The sequence below is a fragment of the Rhizobium johnstonii 3841 genome, assembly GCF_000009265.1.
Classification (GTDB): domain Bacteria; phylum Pseudomonadota; class Alphaproteobacteria; order Rhizobiales; family Rhizobiaceae; genus Rhizobium; species Rhizobium acaciae.
Map to the genome: position 1 here is coordinate 2,850,384 of NC_008380.1, position 20,748 is coordinate 2,871,131.

Sequence of the window (20,748 nt, forward strand, 5' to 3'; positions counted from 1 at the left end):
CATGGCAATCCTTCCGCCCGGTTTCATATCGGACCGCTCGGGCAATTTCGGCATCATGACGGCACTGCTGGTGGTGCCGCTCTTCGGTGCTGCCGGCATGGCGGTGGATTTCGCCCACGCGCTCAGCTTGAGGACACAGCTTTACGCCGCTGCCGATGCCGCCGCCGTCGGTTCGATCGCGGAAAAATCCGGCGCGGTCGCAGCCGCCATGACCATGAGCGGCAACGGCACGATCTCGCTCGGCAAGGACGACGCCCGCAATATTTTCATGTCTCAAATGTCCGGGGAGCTGACCGACGTTCATATCGATCTCGGCATTAACGTCACCAAGACCGCCAACAAGCTGAATTCGCAGGTTTCCTTCAGCGCCACCGTGCCCACCACCTTCATGCGCATCCTGGGCCGGGACTCGATCACGATCTCGGGTGCGGCGACTGCCGAATATCAAACCGCCGCCTTCATGGATTTCTACATCCTGCTCGACAACACGCCTTCCATGGGCGTCGGCGCAACCGCGAACGATGTTTCCAAGCTGCAGGCCAAAACAGGCTGCGCCTTCGCCTGCCATCAGATGGACCAGAGCACCAACAACTACACCATCGCCAAAGGCCTCGGCGTCGCAATGCGCATCGACGTGGTGCGCCAGGCAACCCAGGCACTGACCGATACGGCCAAGACCGAGCGCGTCAGCAGCGACCAGTTCCGTATGGGCGTCTATACTTTCGGCACCAAAGCCGAGGACGCAAAGCTGACGACGATCTCCAGCCCCACATCCGACCTGACGAAGGTGAAGAATTACACCGACACAGTCGACCTGATGACCATTCCCTACCAGAACTACAACCAGGATCAGCTCACGAGCTTCGATAGCGCCCTGACGCAGATGAATACCATCATCGATCCGGCCGGCGACGGCACGTCGAATATCAGCCCCGAAAAGATCCTCTTCTTCGTTTCCGATGGCGTCGGCGACAGCTACAAGCCGTCGACATGCACCAAGAAGACGACCGGCGGCCGCTGTCAGGAACCGATCGACACCTCCTTCTGCAAGCCGCTGAAGGATCGCGGTGTCAAGATCGCCGTGCTCTACACAACCTACCTGCCACTGCCGAGCAACGATTGGTACAACAAATGGATCAGCCCCTTCCAGAGCGAGATCCCGACGAAGATGCAGGCATGCGCTTCGCCCGGCTTCTATTTCGAAGTAACGCCGACCGAAGGTATCACCGATGCGATGAAGGCGCTTTTCCTCAAGGTTATCCGCTCGCCGCGCATCACCAGCTAGCGCATCGACCCGAAAACGGAATCGATTTTCGGAAAGCACAATGCGCGGTTCAAAAAGTTAGAGCGTCCTTTGTGCGTCCGAAAGGATTCACGGCGCTCTAATTTGCAGCGGTTCCGGGTCAACGACATGCAGGGCAAAAGCACGTCGCGGCTCAAATCCGCTTGCCGTCGCGGATCCGATAGCTCGGCGCATACATGGTGACGAACTCTTCGGCGGCCGTCGGGTGCAGCGCCATCGTCCGGTCGAAATCGTCCTTGGTGCAGCCGGCCTTCAGAGTGATGCCGAGCAGCTGCGCCATCTCGCCGGCATCGTGGCCGAGGATATGGGCGCCGACCACCTTGCGGCTCGCCGCATCGACGATCAGCTTCATGATCATCCGCTCGGCCCGCCCGGAAAGCGTGGCCTTCAGCGGCCGGAACTGGGCGCGGTAGACCTCGAGTTCGGAATAACGCTTGCCCGCGTCCTCTTCCGAAAGGCCGACGGTACCGATCTCAGGCTGCGAGAAGACGGCGGTCGGGATCAGCTCGTAGTCCGGCCGGGTCGGATTGTTCTTGTACTCGGTCTCGATGAAGCACATCGCCTCGTGGATCGCCACCGGTGTCAGCTGTACCCGGTTGGTGACATCGCCGAGCGCATAGATGTTTTCGACATTGGTGCGGGAATATTCATCGACGATAACGGCGCCGCGCTCGTCGACCGCGACACCGGCCGCCTCGAGGCCGAGGCCTTCGGTGTTCGGATCGCGCCCGAGAGCCAGCATGACGACGCCGGCTTGCAGCGTGCCGTTGTTCAGCGTCTCCAGAACGAGCCCGTCCTCACCCTTCGAAACCTTCTGCAGCGTGTCATGGCAGAGGATGCGGATGCCCTTGGCGACCATCGCCTCGTGCAGCCCGCGCCTCAGGTCCTCGTCGAAGCGCGACAGGATCTCGGCGCCGCGATAAATCAGCGTCGTCTCGACTCCAAGGCCGTGGAAGATATTGGCGAACTCGACGGCGATATAGCCGCCGCCTGATATCACCATCGATTTCGGCAGCTCCTCGAGATGAAAGGCCTCGTTGGAGGAGATGCAGAGCTCGTGACCCGGAAGGGCTGCATGCGGGTTCGGCCGTCCGCCGGTGGCGATGACGATGGTCTTTGCCGTCACCGTCCGTCCGGTCTTCAGCAGCCGGACAGTATGGGCATCGACGAGTTCCGCGCGCGTTTCCAGGATCTCGGCATTGGCGCCGGCGAGCCCCTTCTTGTAGAGGCCTTCCAGACGGGCGATTTCAACATCCTTGGCCGCCACCAGCTTCTTCCAGTCGAAGCTGCTTTCGCCGACCGTCCAGCCGAAACCCGCCGCATCCTCGAAATGCTCATGGAACTGCGAAGCATACACGAAGAGCTTTTTCGGCACGCAGCCGCGGATGACGCAGGTGCCGCCGTAGCGATACTCCTCGGCGATCGCCACTTTCTTGCCGAGCGAGGCGGCGACACGGGCGCCGCGCACGCCTCCGGAACCGCCGCCGATGACGAAGAGGTCGTAGTCGTAGGAAGACATGGGGAGCTCCGGAAGGGAATCGCAGGAAGGATGTTCCTGATATAGGGGCGATCGTCATGAAAACAAAAGCCCGCTCCTGCGTCATCCGGTTCCCATCGCCGAATCTTCATTGTAAAGGGCTGATCCCAGTCACCGTTTACGGTTGACCCAGTCACCGTCTACGGTTGACCCGGTCACCGTCTTCGGTTGACCCGGTCGGCCGAGGCTGGCAGGCAATCCATGGGATGGAAAAGAATGGCGGAGCAAAAGATGGATCAAACTCTCTTCAGCAACCTGTGCAAGGCTGGCAAATTCAAGGAAGCGCTCGGCCTCGCCATTCAGGGCCACGAGGACGAAAAATACACGCCGAGCCGTTTCTCGATCGACAAGAAGACGCGACTGCCGATCTTCTACCGCGGCAACAAGCGCGTGGAGCCGGATGAAGAGGGTGTGTGGCAACTTGCAAAGAACCCGAACCCATAGGGGCTGAGTTGCGGCGCATATGCGATGCCAATTGCATCTGCTTAGCGATTAGCGCTGTCAGCGGGTAATGCGGAAATCCGTCGGGTTCTTCTCAAGCTGGGTTGCTTCCGTCTCGACGCTCGAAACCGACGCCCCCGAAGGCCCGCGCCTGAAACGCTCGATCATCGTCGAGATGGCGCTGTCGGGTCCTGCGATCACAGCGACGACGGCCCCGTCCTCTTCATTGCGAACCCACCCCGTCAAACCGAGCCGTACGGCCTCATCGCGCGTCCAATAGCGAAAACCGACACCCTGGACCTTGCCGGATATCCGCACTCGGACAGCCTTATCATGATCGAACATGTCTGCGGTCACCTGAAGCCTCGCCGGCGGCATTTGCCCTATCATAACAAAAAAGCCCAGACGATGCCGGGCTTTCGCAAATTTGATGGGACAGGCCTTACTGCTGGGCAGCCGGTGCCGGAGCGGGAGCGGTCGGGCTGTCGGTTGCCGGCGGCGGTGCCTTGATGACCTTGGAAAGCTCGACGTTGCTCTGTTTTTCCAAATCGCGGGAAATGCCCTGCGCCCAGATGTCGGCAGCCTTCGCCGTCTCGCGCGAGGCGACCGGGCCGTCGCGCAGCAGCTTCTTGCCGACGTCGGAATTATAGAAGTCGGCGATCGCCTTCAGCTCGTCGACGGTGAAGGTCTTGGCATAGGTGAGTGCCGCCTCCTTCTCCAGATCGCCGCGGCGCGGCGCCAGCGCCAGCGCCTGCGCGTCGACTGTCGACGAAATGATGTCCTGGTAGTTCGGCGAATCCTGGATCAGCCCGGCCTTCAGGCGCTCGGCGAGACCAGGCAGGATGTTGTCGAACTGGGCAGTGGCGCCAATGGCGTCGATCGCCGCGCGAGACGCCTTCAGTTGCTCCTCGGAGACCTCCTGCGCCTTGACGGCGGAGCCGAAGGCAAGCCCGGAAAGAACGACGGTCGCAGCGGCGAGACGGCCAAGACCTGCAATGTTCATCATGAGTATATGCTCCTGTTATCTGTTTGCCTGCAGCGTGCGCGCACCCGCAGGACCGGCAATGATCGCAAGTGCCGCCATATTGATAAAGAGCCCGTGTTCAACGACGCCGGGTATGGAATTCAGCTCGCTCGAAAGCGCCTCTGCATCAGGAATGCGGCCAAAAGATGCATCGATGATGTGATGGCCGCCATCCGTGGTAAACTCTCCGTCACCCGACTGGCGCAGATCGAGTTCACCGGAAAGACCTAGCCGGGCCGCGACCTTTTCGATCGCGATCCGCGTCGAGACGAGCCCGAACGGATTGACCTCGATCGGCAGCGCGAAAGCGCCGAGCGTTTCCACCAGCTTGCTCTCGTCGGCAATGACGATCATTCGCTCGGAGGCGGCCGCGACGATTTTTTCGCGCAACAGCGCGCCGCCGCCGCCCTTGATCAGCCTGAGCGCCTGATCGACCTCGTCGGCGCCATCGATCGTCAGGTCGAGTGCCGGCAGTTCGTCGAGCGACTTCAGCGGCACGCCGAGTTCGACGCAGAGCCGCGCGGTTCGTTCGGACGTCGGAACGCCTTCGACCCTGAAGCCGCCCGCGACCTTCTCCGCCAGCAGGCGAACGAATTCTTCCGCCGTGCTGCCGGTGCCGATCCCGAGACGCATCCCGCTTTCCACATGGGCGAGTGCGGCCTCGGCGGCCTTGATCTTCATTTCGCGGGCATCCATGCGCCGCCAGCTCCTGATATTGCGTTGGATGTGCTGTTTACACGGCTCGCCTGGCAAACGAAAGTCAAAATCATCACGGAAAATGAAAAGCCGAAACAGAGGCCTGCAGCCTTCCCGACCATCGCCGGACGTTGCTTTCCGCCGCACGATCGCCTACCTCAGGGACGATCCATCGTTCCCTAGGACGATCTATCGCTCCTCAAGACGACCACCGCTCAAAGAGACATGCCCTTGACCCCTGTTCCCGCTCGCCCGGCGCTCGTCGTCTTCGATCTCGACGGCACCCTTCTGGATACCCATGTGGATCTGGTCGAGAGCCTGAACCATACGATCGCGGCCCTTGACCTCGAACCGGTCAGCTATGACGACCTCACCCATCTCGTCGGCCAGGGCGCGCGTGTCATGATCGAGCGCGCCTGCAGGCTGCGCGGCCATCCGCTCGAAAGCGACGCCTTGCCGCCGCTGGTCGAGCGTTTCGTCGCCCATTATGCCGGCAACATGCCCGGCCGGACCGAACCCTATCCCGGCCTGGTCGCCGCGATGGACCGGCTGAAATCTCAGGGTTACCGCCTCGCCGTCTGCACCAACAAGATGGAGAGCCTGGCGCTCGGCCTGCTCGGCAAGCTCGAACTTACCCGATATTTCGACGCCATCACCGGCGGCGACAGCTTCGAATACCGCAAGCCCGACGCCCGTCACCTCACCGGCACGATCGAACGCGCCGGCGGCGACATCACCCGCACCGTGATGATCGGCGACAGCGTCAACGATATCGCCGTGGCGAAGAACGCCGGCGCACCGTCGATCGCCGTGCCTTTCGGTTATTCCGACGTGCCGGTGAACACGCTTAACCCCGACCGCATCATCACCCATTTCGATGAGTTGACGCCGGAGATGGTGGAAACGCTGTTGCGGGAATATGCGGAGAAAGTCGCCGTCTGAGGCTTGGCGATCGGGCGTATGTCTTTGCGATCGCGGCCCCCTCATCCGACCCTTCGGGCCACCTTCTCCCAACTGGGGAGAAGAGGGGAACCAGCGGCACGGCTGCAACCGCACGAAACGCTTTGATCAGGAGCGAGGCGTCGCGGCAACGTCCCTTCTACCCAGCGGGGAGAAGATGCCGGCAGGCAGATGAGGGGGCCACACAGCACGCCCTCTCCTCTTACTTCTTGCACGCAACACCCCAAAAACAAAAACGGGCGGCCCAAAGACCGCCCGCCAGCATTACTAATCAGAGCTGATTATCAGATCTGCGCGCCCCGCGCCTTGCTCGTCGCGTCAAAGGCCTTGTCGACATAACCGTCGCGGCCGTAGACGTCGTCGAAATATTCCACCACGCCGTCCTTGTTCGGCCAGGCGGTGAAGTAGGAGACGTAGACCGGGATCTTCTGCGGCACGCGCACCGCATGGTTCTGGCCGCTCGCGATCTGCTTGGCGATGTCGTCGACCGTCGTGCCGAGCACGGCAGCCGCCATCGCCCGCGGATCGGCAAGGCGCACGCAACCGTGGCTGAGAGCCCGCATGTCGCGCTTGAAGAAGCTCTTCGACGGCGTGTCGTGCATGTAGATCGCGTGGCTGTTCGGGAACAGGATCTTCAGTTCGCCGAGTGCATTGTCGCTGCTTGGCGGCTGGCGCACCGAAACATTATTGGTCGAGCCGTACCAGTCGACGCTCGACGAGGCGACGGCGTGGCCGTTCACCTCGACCTCATAACCGAGCTGGTCGAGATAGTTCGGATCCGAGCGCAGCTTCGGCAGCATCTCGTTGATGATGATCGACTGCGGCACGCCCCAGAAAGGGTTGAACTCGACCGTCTCGATTTCGTCGTCGAAGAAATAGGTCTGGTTGTTCTTGCCGCCGACCACCACGCGCATCGACAGCTGTTCCTTGCCGTCATTGTGGTAGTAGACCATGTAGGCCGGCTGGTTGATCATGACGTAGCGGGAACCGAGATCCTCCGGCAGCCAGCGCGCCTGTTCCATGGCGACGACGAGCTTGTCGATCTTCGAGGCATTGGTATCGCCGCCGGTCATGGCGCGCACCGTCGCCTGGCCGATGACGCCATCGGGCTTCAGCCCACGCTCTTTCTGGAAATCCTCGACCAGCGAAACGATGTCGGGCGAATAGTCGATGCTGCCGGCGTAAGCAGCAAGCGTTGCCGCATGATCGGTATTCAGCGTTTCGGAGCCGTGCTTGCCGATCGCCTTGACGATATTGGCGATCTCCGGCGAGCTGTCGCCAGGCCTCAGCAGCCTGTCGAGCGAAACGACGATTCGCTCCTCATTGCCGCCGTCGGCGGCGCGAAGCTTGGCAAGCTCCGCCTTCAGCGCCTGGAATTGCGGACTATCCGGCGAGCGGCTGGCGATGTAGGCGCCGACATCGGGGCTCATGCGGGAAAGCTTCAGCACCGGGGCCAGATTGACCACCTTGCGCTGGAAGTCGTGATAGCCGGAGATCTTGTTCGGATCGATGCGGCCGCGCACCGTGTCCTGCACGAAGGCGAGCACCTTGGCGGAGAGATCGAGCTCGAACTGTGTCAGCGCCCGGTCGCGGAAGGCGGGATCGGGATTGGCCGGGTCGATATCAGGCGTCTGGACGGCGTAATCCGCCGGGTCGAGGCCAACGAAGGACGCATCGGCAAGTACCAGCATCGCCGACTTGGCGCGGTCGTTGATCTGGTTGCCCTCGACCCAGACGAGCGGATTGCGGCTGTCGCCGTAATAGGCTTCGAGCGCCTTTGCGACGTCGGCATTGGCGCGCACCTTGGCCTGCGCCAGGAAACGGCGCTGCACAGCCGGCTCGGCGCTGGCATCACCGCTGCCCGAAACATCGGCGACCGCGCCGGTGACGACGGGATCGGCAAACCTGCCGGTATCGACGAACTGCAGCGTCTCGGTTTTGTAGGTATAATAACGCGGACCGCTCACCTTCGGCAGCGGCGCTTCCGGATCGAGCCCGCCGAGCGAGCCACCGACGCCGCTGCGCGAACCCACACGGCCGGGCGGCATCTGGTCCATGAAAATGGTGCTCTGCGTCCGCTGCCTGTCGCCGCGCAGCATATCCATCAATGTATAAGCATGCGCGGGTACGGCACTCATCACTGCCACGCCGCAGGAAATTGCCAATGCGGATGCCGCGCTTTTCAAAACGAACGTCATATATCTTCCAGTCCCGGTGTCATGCTGTTCTTGTCACGAGCGCAAGGCTCAAGCTCAAATCCCGCGAAACTCAAGCAGCGTAGGGCCTCATTGATCAGAAACCGGCCTGCGCCGCCAGCGCCGGCGGACTCAATTTTGTGTGACGGAGATCCTGCACGGCGCCGCCCAGCAGTTCACACAAAATTATGAAATTATTAGTTAATTTTTTACCGAATTTTCGCCGCCAGGCCAGTCCGGCGAAAACGCCCGGACGCATAAAATTTCCAAAGTGGCTTAAAAGGCACGCCGAAAAGCCAGCGCAAACATGACTTCCGATTTCAATATTTCGCGCGGCGTCCAGTTTTCTTGTCGGACTTTCCAACCTATAAGACCTCATCTTTGGAAAATGCCCTAAAACAGCATGTAAAGGGAAGGCAAGGCTGATGACTGCAACCCGCACCGAAACCGATACTTTTGGCCAGATCGAGGTCGCCGCCGACCGATATTGGGGCGCCCAGGCCGAGCGTTCGCTCGGCAATTTCAAGATCGGCTGGGAAAAACAGCCGCTGTCGATCGTGCGTGCGCTCGGTATCGTCAAGCAGGCCGCCGCCCGCGCCAACATGTCGCTCGACCAACTCGATCCTGCCCTCGGCAAAGCGATCGTCGAGGCTGCCCAGGAAGTGGTCGACGGCAAGCTGAACGACCATTTCCCGCTTGTGGTCTGGCAGACCGGTTCTGGCACACAGTCGAACATGAACGCCAATGAAGTGATCTCCAATCGTGCGATAGAAATGCTCGGCGGCGTCATGGGTTCCAAGAAGCCGGTGCATCCGAACGATCACGTCAATATGAGCCAGTCGTCGAACGACACCTATCCGACGGCCATGCACATTGCCTGCGCCGAGCAGATCGCCCATCACCTGCTGCCGGCCCTGAAGCACCTGCATGCCGCGCTCGACATGAAGGTCACAGAATTCAGCCACATCATCAAGATCGGCCGCACCCACACCCAGGATGCGACGCCGCTGACGCTCGGCCAGGAATTTTCGGGTTATGCCGCCCAGGTCGGCTCCGCCATCAGGCGCATCGAAATGACCCTGCCCGGCCTTTGCGAGCTCGCCCAGGGCGGTACTGCCGTCGGCACCGGCCTCAATGCGCCGGTGGGCTTTGCCGAAAAGGTCGCCGAAGAGATTGCCGCCATCACAGGCATGCCTTTCGTCACCGCGCCGAACAAGTTCGAGGCGCTCGCCTCTCATGACAGCATGGTCTTTTCCCACGGCGCCATCAATGCGGCAGCCGCCGCCCTCTTCAAGATCGCCAACGACATCCGCCTGCTCGGTTCCGGCCCACGCGCCGGCCTCGGCGAGCTGGCGCTGCCGGAAAACGAGCCCGGCTCCTCGATCATGCCCGGCAAGGTCAATCCGACCCAGTGCGAGGCGCTGACGCAGGTCTGCATCCATATCTTCGGCAACAACGCGGCTCTGACCTTCGCCGACAGCCAGGGCCATTTCGAGCTCAACGTCTACAATCCGATGATGGCCTATAATTTCCTGCAGTCGGTGCAGCTGCTCGCCGACGCCGCCGTCTCCTTCACCGACAATTGCGTCGTCGGCATCGAGGCGCGCGAGGACAATATCAAGGCCGGCCTCGAACGCTCGCTGATGCTGGTGACGGCACTTGCCCCGAAGATCGGCTACGACGCAGCCGCCAAGATCGCCAAGACCGCCCACAAGAACGGCACGACGCTGAAGGAAGAGAGCCTCGCCAGCGGCCTAGTGACGTCGGAAGAGTATGACGCGATCGTCCGGCCGGAAACGATGATCGGGCCGAAGTAGGAAGGTCGCATAGGCCACAGCCCCTCATCCGGCTGCCGCCACCAACCGGGGTCGAGCCACAGGTCTCGACCCGTCCTTCGGACCCCCGCTCGCGGGGCCAAGGTGATATGCCGCAACGCCTCGACTCCCTCCAGCCTATAGCAAGGCAAACAGCGAAAAATTGTCCATCACGACAGAATTGCCCATGAAGTCGAAACGGATTTCTTCGATGTCTTCGAGATTGACCTCGAGAGTGGGGCCGGTGACCTCGAGCTCCTGCTGATAGACGATCTGACCGTCGTTCAGCGCGGTGAGCGTGAGGTGAAAGGGCGCTGCCGACAATTCGGCAATCGAAACGCTCTGAAAGGTGAATTCTCCGCCATCGAGCATTTTCAAGCTTACGGGCGCAGAACCCGGCGATAGAACGGTATCGCTGAAACCGTCCTCGGTGATGGCGTTGACGCCCGGGATCGTGTCGTAGACGATGCCGTTCAGAAGCGTCACTTCGTGGCTTCCATTCACCGAGAGCGCAAAGTTGCGATAGTCAGGCAGAGAGAAATTATCTGCCCTGGATAAGACGCCCAAATCGTCGAAATCCAGGTTTTCATGGTATTTGTCGCCTTCGTTGACGCCGTCGATCGCGAGCGTCAACACGCCGAAGTCCGTGCCTCCTGAGCCATCTGACATCTTGAAGCTCAGCTTCTCGATGAGCTGATCGTATTTCGTTAAATTTTTCACGACGTCGAGCGTGTAGTCCAGCTCGTACTCGAAGTGACCGTCAGGTTTCAGTCTGAAGGTTCCGTACTCGCCCCTTATGATCGTTTCGTGGTCAGGCCCATGTTTGGCGTCGATACGCACGCCATTGACGAAGCGAACATACATGTCCGCTCCCTCGGGATCGCTGGAGAGGCGCAGCAGATTCCCGCGGATCCAATTGTCTTCGAAAAAAACGAGAAGGTCGTCGACAGCAGTTGGCTTTGCATTTGTCATTTGAAGCCCCGGCAGGTTAACGCTGCCGGGAATATGTACTGGCCTCGAAAAGAAGGCAACTTGAAGTCGTCTTTTTGTCGGACCGATTTCGACGGTTCGCCTCATCCGCCGCGCGTGGTCCCGATTGCTTTTGCCCCGCAGCGGATTTAGACCGGTTCCAATCTAGCGACGCACGCCCTACCAGAAAGGTCACTTCGATGGCTGACGATCTCTTCCCCCTCGGCAAGGATGCCACCCCCTATCGCAAGATCAGCGGCGACCATGTCTCGGTCGATACGTTCAAGGGCCAGGAGATCCTGACCGTCGAGCCGGAAGGCATCCGCCTGCTGGCCGAAACCGCCTTTGCCGACATCAACCACCTGCTGCGTCCCGGCCACCTGAAACAGCTCGCCTCGATCCTCGACGATCCCGAAGCGACCGACAATGACCGTTTTGTCGCCTACGATCTCTTGAAGAACGCCAATATCGCCGCCGGCGGCGTGCTGCCCATGTGCCAGGACACCGGCACGGCGATCATCATGGGCAAGAAAGGCCGCAGGGTCTGGACCGATGGCGAGGATACGGCAGCGCTCGCCCGCGGCGTCATGGACGCCTATGAGAAGAAGAACCTGCGTTACTCGCAGCTCGCGCCGGTCAAAATGTTCGAGGAGAAGAATACCAGGAATAACCTGCCGGCCCAGATCGACATCTACGAGGAAGGCACCGACGCCTACGAATTTCTCTTCGTCGCCAAGGGCGGCGGCTCGGCCAACAAGACCTTCCTTTACCAGGGCACGCCCTCGCTCCTGACCCATGACCGGATGATCGACTTCCTTAAGGAAAAGATCCTGACGTTAGGGACAGCAGCCTGTCCTCCCTACCATCTGGCGATCGTCATCGGCGGCACCTCGGCCGAGATGAACCTCAAAACCGTCAAGCTCGCCTCCACCCGCTATCTCGACGAGCTGCCGACCGAAGGTTCCGAGAGCGGCCACGCTTTTCGCGACGTCGAGATGGAGAAGGAAATCCACAAGCTGACGCAGCAGATGGGCGTCGGCGCCCAGTTCGGCGGCAAGTATTTCTGTCATGACGTGCGTGTCATCCGCCTGCCCCGCCACGGCGCCTCGCTGCCGATCGGCCTCGGCGTCTCCTGTTCCGCCGACCGTCAGGCCAAGGGCCGCATCACCCGCGACGGCATCTTCGTCGAGCAGCTCGAAACCGATCCGTCGAAATACATGCCCGAGATCGACGAGGCAAAACTGTCGGAATCGACAGTGCGCATCGACCTCAACCGGCCGATGGCCGAGGTTCTCGCCGAACTCTCCAGGCATCCCGTCAAGACGCGCCTCTCCTTGACCGGCACCATCATCGTCGCCCGAGACCTAGCGCACGCCAAGATCCGCGAGCGGCTGGAAAAGGGGGAAGGCATGCCCGATTACCTGAAAAACCATCCGGTCTATTATGCCGGCCCGGCCAAGACACCGGTCGGCTACGCCTCCGGCTCCTTCGGCCCGACCACGGCCGGCCGCATGGACAGTTACGTCGATCAGTTCCAGTCTTTCGGCGGCTCGATGGTGATGCTCGCCAAGGGCAACCGTTCGCGCCCCGTGCGCGAGGCCTGCAAGAAACACGGCGGCTTTTACTTGGGCTCCATCGGCGGCCCCGCCGCCCGTCTTGCCCAGGACTGTATCCGCAAGGTCGAAGTCTTCGAATATCCCGAACTCGGCATGGAAGCGGTCTGGAAGATCGAAGTCGAAGACTTCCCCGCCTTCATCGTCATCGACGACAAGGGCAATGATTTCTTCCAGGAGTTGAATTTGGGGTGATGGGCAGGCTGCGTTGCCGCCCGTTCTACCGTGCCGACGCCTTATCCGACGCGTTGACATTCCGCGCCGTCACCGCCTCGCCCACGCTCACCACATCCCCGGCATCGACCCTTGCCAGGATCTCCGTCCGGAACGCACCGGCGAAGAAGCCGGGGTGCTCCAGCAGCAAGGTGCCGGCGGCGAGAACGGTGAAGGCGAGGATCGCGAAAGAAATATGGCGGGAGGTTTCCACGATCTCACGCCCTGGCTTGCAGGCTACGATCGGGTTTGCCACCAAGAAATATCACCCCGAAATACCGGAACTGGAATACGAAACGGCCAAAACCAGCTGTCGACAAGATGAATACGGTCTCCGGCAGAGAAGAACTGTAAGTTTTTCAGACACCGCTCCCGCTCAGCGAGTATGCACTGCCCCGCTAAAGATACGTTTTTCCGTGGAGAATCATAGGTCTGGTCGAAGTATTGACCCATGGGGCATTTGTCGTATGTAATCTTTGGTATATATCGCTTTAATCTTTTCCCAAGAAATTTAAGCTAACAAATAGAATATTGCCTTTGAATATATGAGGAGTTCGCCGGATGAATACGGCTGTCGCGCCCAAGGTGCAGATCCCCGACGTTGCGGGTCAGATCACCTATGCCATGCGCTCCATGGGCGTCGCGCCGATACCGCGCAATTACCAACTCTTCTACGAGGCCTATATCGGCTCCAATCCGGCCCTGACCCGCGAACTCGCGGCCCTCGGCGGCCAGGTGACCCAGGCCGAGCTTGATGCGCTCGGCGCGCAGCACTTCACCCACAGCCCTGCCCGTGTCTTCGACGACGCCCATACGCGTATATCAGGCGAACTTGATGGCCTGTTGCGCATTCTCAGGCAGGAGCAAAACTCGCTCGAAAGTTATACCAGGCTTCTTGGCGAGACCCATAAGCGCATCACCTCCAAGAGCAATGCCAGCGTCGAACTGATCGAAAACGCCATCGAGCTGCTGAGCCAAGCGACCGGAGACACCATGGCGCATGGTGAACGCACCGTCGAGAACGTCGTCCAGCGCTCGCAGGAAATGGATCAGGTCCGCAAGGAACTCGACGAATACAAGCGGATCGCCAACACCGACTCGCTGACGCGCCTTTCCAACCGCCGCGCCTTCGATGACCGCCTCGCCGCCATCTTCGACAATTCGAGCATGCGGCCAGTGACGGCGCTGCTGCTCTGCGACATCGACAATTTCAAGAAGATAAACGACACCTACGGCCATCCGGTCGGTGACAAAGTGCTGGCCACCGTCGCCTCCGTTATCCGCAGCAATGTCCGTCGCGACATCTTCGTCGCCCGCACCGGCGGCGAGGAGTTCGCCCTCATCATCGACGGCAACACGCCCGAGGAAGTCACCGGCATCGCCGAGCGCATCCGCCGCACCCTGGAGACGACGCCCTTCAAGAACTCCCGCACCCGGGTGAATTACGGTCCGGTTACCGTCTCGATCGGCATCTGCATGGCCTCCAATGCCGAGGATGCCGGCGAACTCTACAGCAAGACCGACATCGCACTTTACGGCGCCAAGAATGCCGGCCGCAACTGCACCATCCTCTATCAGGACGGCATGCAGAAGGATTTCACCAAGAGCTGGCTGATTTATAAGACGTGAGGGCAATCGGTCTCGGCATGCCGAGACCAGCCCCTCATCCGCCTGCCGGCACCTTCTCCCCGTAAACGGGGCGAAGGGGTATGCCGCAACCTCTCCGTTCCCCCGCCGACCTCGAGCATGGCACGTCCCCTCGCCCCGTTTACGGGGAGAGGGTTAGGGTGAGGGGCTGCCACCAGCGCGAACCGGGCAGCAGTGGGTTTGTCCCAAACATCTGCAGTCGGTGCAGCTTATATCAGGCTGGATACCCTACCACATCGTCTTCGCCGCCCGCCCCGGCCACTCCCGATCGTAGGTTTCCTGGTCGAAATCGCCGGTTGCGGCCTTCAGCATCTGCCCGGGCGTCGGCAGCTTCGCCGGATCGGCGAAGTGTTCTCCATTCCAGAGTTCGGCTCGCATCACGGCGCGCGCGCATTGGAAATAGACCTCGTCGATCGAAATGACGACGACGGTGCGCGGATGTTTGCCGCACATCTCGAAGCTCGAAAGCAGCGTCTCATCGTTGGAGACGACGCCGCGGCCGTTGATACGCATCGTCGTGTTCGAGCCGGGGATCAGGAACATCAGCGCCAGGCGAGGATCGCGCACGATGTTGGAGAGCGAATCGACGCGGTTGTTGCCGCGCCAATCCGGCAGATGCAGCGTCTCATCGTCGGCGACGCGCACCACGCCGCCGAGATCGCCGCGCGGTGAACAATCGAGCCCTTCCGGCCCGACGGTCGCAAGCGCCGCAAACGGTGAGATCTCGATCATCTCACGATAAAGCGGGGTCAATTGCTTCGTCACCTTGGTGACGGAAGCCGGCGACAGGCCGGCACCATAGATCGTATTGAGCTCTTCGATGCTGCTGATGATTTTCATGAGGCGTCCCGCCGCGGCTTAATCTTCGCGACGGACGCTACAATGCCGCGCGCCTTGCCGGAAGGTCAAAAAACGGAATGATCTCCGCATCTTTTTTGATGCTTTCATTAGGCACTTCACCCACGCCCCGATCGCCGTCGAGAAACGCCGCGATCGCGGCAAGAACGGGCGCGGCGCCGATGATGCGCCGGTGGCCGAAGCCGTTCGCCCAGAACAGCCGAACGCCCTTCCCCGCCGCGCCATAGCGCCTGGCATGGAGAGACGACACCTCCTTGTCATCTTCGGCATGGATGACGAACACCGGCCGGCCGATGACGCCCGCCGCCGCGCCGGCGTCGAAATCCTCAAGTCTCCGGCCGGTGACGCGATGGACCTCATTCTCCAGTGCCGCTTGCGCCGCAGGGCGAAGGCCGACCATCCGGCTGAAATCGGTAAACAGCCAGCCCATCTCGCTCGGCGCGCCGATCAGCACCAGGCGGTCGCCGCCAACAGGCGCAACGCCGGGCAGCAGGCCCGCCGCCGAGACCATCAGCGCCGCGCCGCCAAAGGAATGGCCGATCGCCGCATCGAATGCGCCGAAGCGCGCCTCGGCCGCCGCGATCGTCTCGACCGCAAGCCCCATATGCAGGAAGCGCCCGCCGGAACGGCCGTGGCCGGGAAAATCGAGCGCCACGACCTCCGCGCCCATTGCCGCAAGCATCGAAACGAGTTCGGCCATATATGCCGCGCTCGATCCCCAGCCATGTGTCACCAGATAGCGCTTGCGTTTACCCCTCGCCCCGCCGTTCAGCCGATAGGCATGCGCTTGGCGCCCGCCGGCAAGCCGGAGGGTGAAGCGTTCGGCACCGGCAAGCCGGAGCGCACCCGCTGCATGCACCGCTTTCGCCTTTGCTCCCTTCGGCTTTGTCGATGGCGTCCGGCAGAACAGCTGGAACGCCGCTTTGCCTGCCAGATCAGGAGAAACCGCCTGCAGAACGGAAAACCCGAGGCGGGTGACGTCAAGCGCAAAGTTTGCCATAGTGGGATTCCAAAAGACTGTTCAACACTGAACAATAAAGTACAACGATGAACAAAAATCAATCCCTTCCCTGGGATCATCCGCGTTTTCGCAGCTGGATCGCGGTGGCTCGCGCCTGCCAGCTGATGCAACAATCCCTGGCCCGCTCGCTTGCCGATCTCGATATCAAGCCGCCGCACCTCGATATCCTGGTCAATCTCTATCGTTTCGAAGGCATCTCGCAGCAGGAGCTGGCGCGCAAACTGCTGGTCGGCCGCTCCAATATGAGCATGCTCTTGCCGCAGATGGAGAAGCGCGGCCTGATCCTTCGCCGCGATGACGAGCGCGACAAGCGCGTGCTGCGCCTCTATTTGACGCCAGAGGGTCGAAAACTGAGTGAGGAGGCCATGGCCATCCAGACCGGCCTCATCGACCGCGTGCTGTCGGACGAGCCGATAGAGCAATGCATGGCGACCGCCGATTCGATGGAGCGGATCATCACCGTGCTGCTGAAAGATCTGCGCGACGAGGACTGATGTTCAATGCAGCGTCGGCGCCGCCTCCGTACCCGTCAGCGAGCGGTATTCCCAGGCGGCGACGACGATCAGCACCAACGTCGCCAGGATGCCCATCAGATAGACCTCGATGAAGGGCGCGACAAAGGCAAGCAGGATCAAAAACACCAGGCCGGCGAGATGCGAGAGCGGCATCCGCCCGCTGGTCGCGCCCTTGAACCAGAGATTGCCGATCAGGAACAGGCCGGAGCCGCCGAGCACGGCCGCGGCGATACCGAGATCGCCGGTTTCGTGCGGATGCGAGAACATGAACTCGACCGCGACAGCATGGACGATGATGCCGGCAAGGATAGGGATATGCCCATAGGTGAAGGCCTGCCGCGCCAAGCTTCCCGGCGTCTCTTCATGCTCGATGCGGTGGGCGGCGCGCCCGTGGCCGAAGCGGAAGTAGAGCCACCACATGGCGACCGTGCCGATGAAAGCGGTGACGAAGACGACGCTGGTCAGTCCTGAGAACGGCAGCTCCGCAAATGTGCGGCCGGACACGAGGATCGCTTCGCCGAGGCAGATGATCACGAAGAGTGCACAGCGCTCCGCCATGTGCGCGCCGGAAACGTCCCAGTCCCGCGCCGTCGAGCGGCCGAGCCCCGGCACGGCAAAGCCTGCGGCCGGCCCGGCATATTCGATCGCAAGCGCTATCACCCAGGCGATCAGCCGGGCTTCATGCTCGAGCAGCCCACCGGCAATCCAGAAGGCGCCTGCTACCACGAGCCAGGCTGTGATGCGGACGAAATTCAGCGTATTAGCGCGATCGACGCGCGTCATCGCATAGGTCGTAAACAGCGAGCGCCCGACCTGCATCGCCACATAGGCGCCGGCAAACAGCAGGCCCTTGTCGCCGAAAGCCTCGGGGATGGAGGCAGACAGCAGCAGCCCGAGCATCATCAGCGCCACCAGCATCCCGCGCACCGGCATCTTGTCCGGATCGAGCCAGTTCGTCACCCAGGCGGTGAAGATCCACACCCACCAGACGGCGAAGGTCATCAGCGCCGCTTCGGCCGCACCGAGCGGCGTGTAGTGGGCGGCGAGCGCATGCGAGAGCTGCGAGATCGAAAAGACGAAGACCAGGTCGAAGAACAGTTCGAGGAAGGTCACCTTGTTGCCGCTGGCGCTGCCCTTGGCGCGCAGCCAGTTCTTTCCGTTCGTTTTCGCCATATGGCCCCCCGATGGCTGGAATTATGAGTCTGTTGAATTTGATAGCGGCGCGCTCGTGAGCGTCAGCGCGGCTTCTCCGCCGTATCGCGGTTCATGCCCTTTTCGCTGAGCTCGTGCTCATAGGCCGAAAACAGCTCCGCGCCCCGTTCGCCGAGCTCGCGCAGATAGGTCCAGGTGTAGATGCCGGTATCGTGCATGTCGTCGAAGCCGATCCGGACCGCGTAATTGCCGGTCGGCATCATCGAGATGATCGCGACGTTGCGTTTGCCCGGCACCGTCAGCTTCTGCCCCGGCCCATGGCCCTGCACTTCGGCCGAGGGCGACAGCACGCGCAGCATCTCCGCCGACAGGTCGAAGCTCTGGCCGTCGTTGAAGGTCACCACCAGCCGCTGCCTGTCTTTCGAGACGCGAAGTTCGCTCGGCCAGATATCGCTCATCATTTTGTCCTCTTCTCATGCGAGGAGTAGGCGTTGATCTTTTTCAGCGCAAGCTGAAATTGGCATGCTCACGCGGGCTGTTTCCCTTGACGCGACAATAGCATATGCCCACATTGATGAGAGGTACGGAGATACAGGTGAACACCAGAGTTGGAACGATAGGCAATGCATTGCCGCTGGTGGCAGGTGCGGACCCGATGATCGACCCCTTCGGGCGGGCGGTCACCTATCTCCGCGTTTCCGTCACCGACCGCTGCGATTTCCGCTGCACCTATTGCATGGCGGAGAACATGACGTTCCTGCCGAAGAAGGATCTCTTGACGCTGGAAGAGCTCGACCGGCTCTGTTCCGCCTTCATCGCCAAGGGTGTCAGAAAGATCAGGCTGACCGGCGGCGAGCCCCTGGTGCGCAAGAACATCATGTATCTGGTTCGCCAGCTCGGCCAGAAGATCGGCTCCGGCCTCGACGAGCTGACGCTGACGACCAACGGTTCGCAGCTCGCTCGCAATGCGGAGGAGCTTTATGATTGCGGCGTGCGCCGCATCAACGTCTCGCTGGATACGCTCGACCCCGACAAGTTCCGCAAAATCACCCGCTGGGGTGATTTCGCCAAGGTCATGGAAGGCATCGACGCGGCTCAGAAAGCCGGGCTGAAGGTCAAGCTCAACGCCGTGGCGCTGAAGGATTTCAACGATGCCGAGATGCCGGAGCTGCTGCGCTTCGCCCATGGCCGCGGCATGGATCTCACCGTCATCGAAACCATGCCGATGGGCGAGATCGAAGAAGACCGCACCGACCAGTACCTGCCGCTTTCGAAACTGCGCGCCGATCTCGAAGACCAGTTCACTCTTGCTGACATCGATTACCAGACCGGCGGCCCGGCGCGTTATGTCAGGGTCGAAGAAACCGGCGGCCGCCTCGGCTTCATCACGCCGATGACCCATAATTTCTGCGAGAGCTGCAACCGCGTCCGCCTGACCTGCACCGGCACGCTCTACATGTGCCTCGGCCAGAACGACGCCGCCGATCTGCGCGCCGCACTCCGCGCCACCGAAGACGACGCCCTCCTCCACGCCGCCATCGACGAGGCCATCACCCGCAAACCCAAAGGCCACGACTTCATCATCGACCGGACGCATAACCGTCCGGCCGTGGCCAGGCATATGAGCGTTACGGGTGGGTGAGAAGCGGTCCCGCAAAGCGGGAGCAATCGATCCAGTGAATCGATTGCAGCTTCGAACGCCCTGAGCCCCGCGAAGGGCCGGGATATGGTGAGGCAGACTCCCTCTTCTCCCCAGCGGGGAGAAGATGCCCTTCAGGGCAGATGAGGGGGTGAGCGACGACAGGAGCGAATGCGCTGAGCGCAAGCGAAGAGCAATCAACGTTGTGCCGAGTGGCCCCCTCATCCGACCCTTCGGGCCACCTTCTCCCCGCTGGGGAGAAGAGGGAGCCGCTCCTCATCACCCAGGCTTACGCGCACAAATCGCAAACCGCTCCTGCACCATACGCTCAAGCCCGCGCAAAAAAGGCATCTTGCGCGCCTGCGCCCAATGAATATCGCTGAGCTTGCGGTCGACGACGATGTCCGTAAAACCGGCCTGGCGCAGAAGATCGACGACTGCTTCGGCCGGCATCTGGCTGGAGAAATGCACGCGTGAGCGGATCTTCTGGTGCCGCGCCATCATCTCCGGCGACATGTGGCTCGCCGGCGGCTTGCCGGTCACCTTCGTCCAGAGCTTCTGCAGGCCCTTGACCCAGGTTTCCTTACCCATATTGCCGTCGAGGATCAGCACCTTGCCGCCCGGCTTCAATACCGAGAACCATTCCTTGAAGGCCGAAGCCGGGTCCACCAGCGTCCAAACGAGATGGCGGTTGGTGATGACGTCGTAGCTGTCCTTCGGCTCCATCGTGTTTTCGGCGTCGCCGGAAACAAAGCGGATATCGGCGCCGCGCTTCTTCGCCTTGGCACGCGCCTGCGCCAGCATCGCATCCGACCAGTCGAGGCCGGTGACCGCAAAGCCGGCACTGTGCATCAGATGCGAGATGACGGCGGTGCCGCAGGCGAGATCGAGTGCCGCTCGCCCCTGCCCCTCGCCGAGATGTTTTCTGATCAGCCGCTGCCAGCCTTTGCGCTCCGCTTCCGAAAAGATTTCATGACCGACGCTCTGGTCGAAGGTCGCCGCCCGTTCCGACCAGAAATCGCGGATTTCATCGCGGATGGAGTAGTTCGTATTCATGGAATTCATTTGAGGCACCCCGGCATCGGATCAGTTTGGAAACGCTCTAAAACATAGAACTTGATTCATTAAGTCATATTTCTTATGCCTGCGGA

General features: G+C 61.2%; 21 protein-coding genes. 8 read left to right on the top strand and 13 right to left on the bottom strand.

Annotation, left to right across the window (positions count from 1 at the left end; translation table 11 throughout):
• The first annotated feature begins 1 nt into the window (after nt 1).
• Nucleotides 2–1,285, top strand: a complete 1,284-nt coding sequence (locus RL_RS13910; protein ID WP_011652230.1) for a pilus assembly protein TadG-related protein — start codon at nt 2–4, stop codon at nt 1,283–1,285.
• A 151-nt stretch (nt 1,286–1,436) separates the two neighbouring features.
• On the opposite strand, the gene gor is transcribed toward RL_RS13910, so the two are convergent.
• Nucleotides 1,437–2,822: a glutathione-disulfide reductase gene (gene gor / locus RL_RS13915; RefSeq protein WP_011652231.1), complete on the bottom strand. Its 1,386-nt coding sequence runs from the start codon at nt 2,820–2,822 to the stop codon at nt 1,437–1,439.
• 249 nt (nt 2,823–3,071) lie between these two features.
• Between gor and RL_RS13920 the strand changes: the two genes are divergently transcribed.
• Complete coding sequence (locus RL_RS13920) at nt 3,072–3,284, top strand: hypothetical protein (RefSeq protein ID WP_003540246.1); 213 nt, start codon at nt 3,072–3,074, stop codon at nt 3,282–3,284.
• 57 nt (nt 3,285–3,341) lie between these two features.
• Here RL_RS13920 and RL_RS13925 read toward each other — a convergent pair whose 3' ends face one another.
• The 3 genes from RL_RS13925 to rpiA form a co-directional block, all read right to left on the bottom strand.
• A complete protein-coding gene (locus RL_RS13925; protein WP_011652233.1) occupies nt 3,342–3,626 on the bottom strand; it encodes an acylphosphatase in 285 nt (94 codons plus the stop codon).
• A gap of 97 nt (nt 3,627–3,723) precedes the next feature.
• Nucleotides 3,724–4,287, bottom strand: a complete 564-nt coding sequence (locus RL_RS13930; protein WP_011652234.1) for a DUF2059 domain-containing protein — start codon at nt 4,285–4,287, stop codon at nt 3,724–3,726.
• A 15-nt stretch (nt 4,288–4,302) separates the two neighbouring features.
• Complete coding sequence (gene rpiA, locus RL_RS13935) at nt 4,303–5,001, bottom strand: ribose-5-phosphate isomerase RpiA (RefSeq protein ID WP_003540249.1); 699 nt, start codon at nt 4,999–5,001, stop codon at nt 4,303–4,305.
• A 225-nt stretch (nt 5,002–5,226) separates the two neighbouring features.
• Between rpiA and RL_RS13940 the strand changes: the two genes are divergently transcribed.
• Nucleotides 5,227–5,943 (top strand): HAD family hydrolase, encoded by a 717-nt coding sequence (locus tag RL_RS13940; protein WP_011652235.1) that lies wholly within the window; start codon nt 5,227–5,229, stop codon nt 5,941–5,943.
• A 302-nt stretch (nt 5,944–6,245) separates the two neighbouring features.
• On the opposite strand, the gene RL_RS13945 is transcribed toward RL_RS13940, so the two are convergent.
• Together RL_RS13945 and RL_RS39705 are read right to left on the bottom strand one after the other, a co-directional pair.
• Nucleotides 6,246–8,159: a L,D-transpeptidase family protein gene (locus RL_RS13945; protein WP_011652236.1), complete on the bottom strand. Its 1,914-nt coding sequence runs from the start codon at nt 8,157–8,159 to the stop codon at nt 6,246–6,248.
• 94 nt (nt 8,160–8,253) lie between these two features.
• Complete coding sequence (locus tag RL_RS39705; protein ID WP_129557796.1) at nt 8,254–8,520, bottom strand: hypothetical protein; 267 nt, start codon at nt 8,518–8,520, stop codon at nt 8,254–8,256.
• A gap of 61 nt (nt 8,521–8,581) precedes the next feature.
• On the opposite strand from RL_RS39705, the gene fumC reads away from it, so the two are divergent.
• Nucleotides 8,582–9,973, top strand: coding sequence for a class II fumarate hydratase (gene fumC / locus RL_RS13950; protein WP_011652237.1), 1,392 nt, complete (start codon nt 8,582–8,584; stop codon nt 9,971–9,973).
• Between the two features lie 135 nt (nt 9,974–10,108).
• Here fumC and RL_RS13955 read toward each other — a convergent pair whose 3' ends face one another.
• A complete protein-coding gene (locus RL_RS13955) occupies nt 10,109–10,942 on the bottom strand; it encodes a VCBS domain-containing protein (RefSeq protein ID WP_011652238.1) in 834 nt (277 codons plus the stop codon).
• Between the two features lie 197 nt (nt 10,943–11,139).
• Here RL_RS13955 and RL_RS13960 point away from each other — a divergent pair, with 197 nt between their 5' ends.
• A complete protein-coding gene (locus tag RL_RS13960; RefSeq protein WP_011652239.1) occupies nt 11,140–12,747 on the top strand; it encodes a fumarate hydratase in 1,608 nt (535 codons plus the stop codon).
• Between the two features lie 25 nt (nt 12,748–12,772).
• Here RL_RS13960 and RL_RS13965 read toward each other — a convergent pair whose 3' ends face one another.
• Nucleotides 12,773–12,979, bottom strand: a complete 207-nt coding sequence (locus RL_RS13965) for a hypothetical protein (RefSeq protein ID WP_028741204.1) — start codon at nt 12,977–12,979, stop codon at nt 12,773–12,775.
• A gap of 347 nt (nt 12,980–13,326) precedes the next feature.
• Between RL_RS13965 and RL_RS13970 the strand changes: the two genes are divergently transcribed.
• Entirely contained in the window at nt 13,327–14,394 is a 1,068-nt protein-coding gene (locus tag RL_RS13970; RefSeq protein WP_011652241.1) for a GGDEF domain-containing protein, read from the top strand.
• Nucleotides 14,395–14,640: 246 nt separating this feature from the next.
• On the opposite strand, the gene RL_RS13975 is transcribed toward RL_RS13970, so the two are convergent.
• Together RL_RS13975 and RL_RS13980 are read right to left on the bottom strand one after the other, a co-directional pair.
• Nucleotides 14,641–15,252: a pyridoxamine 5'-phosphate oxidase family protein gene (locus tag RL_RS13975; RefSeq protein WP_011652242.1), complete on the bottom strand. Its 612-nt coding sequence runs from the start codon at nt 15,250–15,252 to the stop codon at nt 14,641–14,643.
• Nucleotides 15,253–15,289: 37 nt separating this feature from the next.
• Nucleotides 15,290–16,270, bottom strand: a complete 981-nt coding sequence (locus RL_RS13980; protein WP_011652243.1) for an alpha/beta hydrolase — start codon at nt 16,268–16,270, stop codon at nt 15,290–15,292.
• Nucleotides 16,271–16,317: 47 nt separating this feature from the next.
• Here RL_RS13980 and RL_RS13985 point away from each other — a divergent pair, with 47 nt between their 5' ends.
• On the top strand, nt 16,318–16,785 hold the full coding sequence (locus tag RL_RS13985; protein WP_011652244.1) for a MarR family winged helix-turn-helix transcriptional regulator: 468 nt from the start codon (nt 16,318–16,320) through the stop codon (nt 16,783–16,785).
• A gap of 3 nt (nt 16,786–16,788) precedes the next feature.
• On the opposite strand, the gene RL_RS13990 is transcribed toward RL_RS13985, so the two are convergent.
• On the bottom strand, nt 16,789–17,979 hold the full coding sequence (locus RL_RS13990) for a low temperature requirement protein A (RefSeq protein ID WP_011652245.1): 1,191 nt from the start codon (nt 17,977–17,979) through the stop codon (nt 16,789–16,791).
• 62 nt (nt 17,980–18,041) lie between these two features.
• On the bottom strand, nt 18,042–18,416 hold the full coding sequence (locus RL_RS13995; RefSeq protein ID WP_041936581.1) for a gamma-butyrobetaine hydroxylase-like domain-containing protein: 375 nt from the start codon (nt 18,414–18,416) through the stop codon (nt 18,042–18,044).
• 137 nt (nt 18,417–18,553) lie between these two features.
• Between RL_RS13995 and moaA the strand changes: the two genes are divergently transcribed.
• Nucleotides 18,554–19,600, top strand: a complete 1,047-nt coding sequence (gene moaA / locus RL_RS14000) for a GTP 3',8-cyclase MoaA (protein ID WP_041936348.1) — start codon at nt 18,554–18,556, stop codon at nt 19,598–19,600.
• 276 nt (nt 19,601–19,876) lie between these two features.
• On the opposite strand, the gene RL_RS14005 is transcribed toward moaA, so the two are convergent.
• Nucleotides 19,877–20,662 (bottom strand): class I SAM-dependent methyltransferase, encoded by a 786-nt coding sequence (locus RL_RS14005; protein ID WP_041936349.1) that lies wholly within the window; start codon nt 20,660–20,662, stop codon nt 19,877–19,879.
• Nucleotides 20,663–20,748 lie beyond the last annotated feature (86 nt).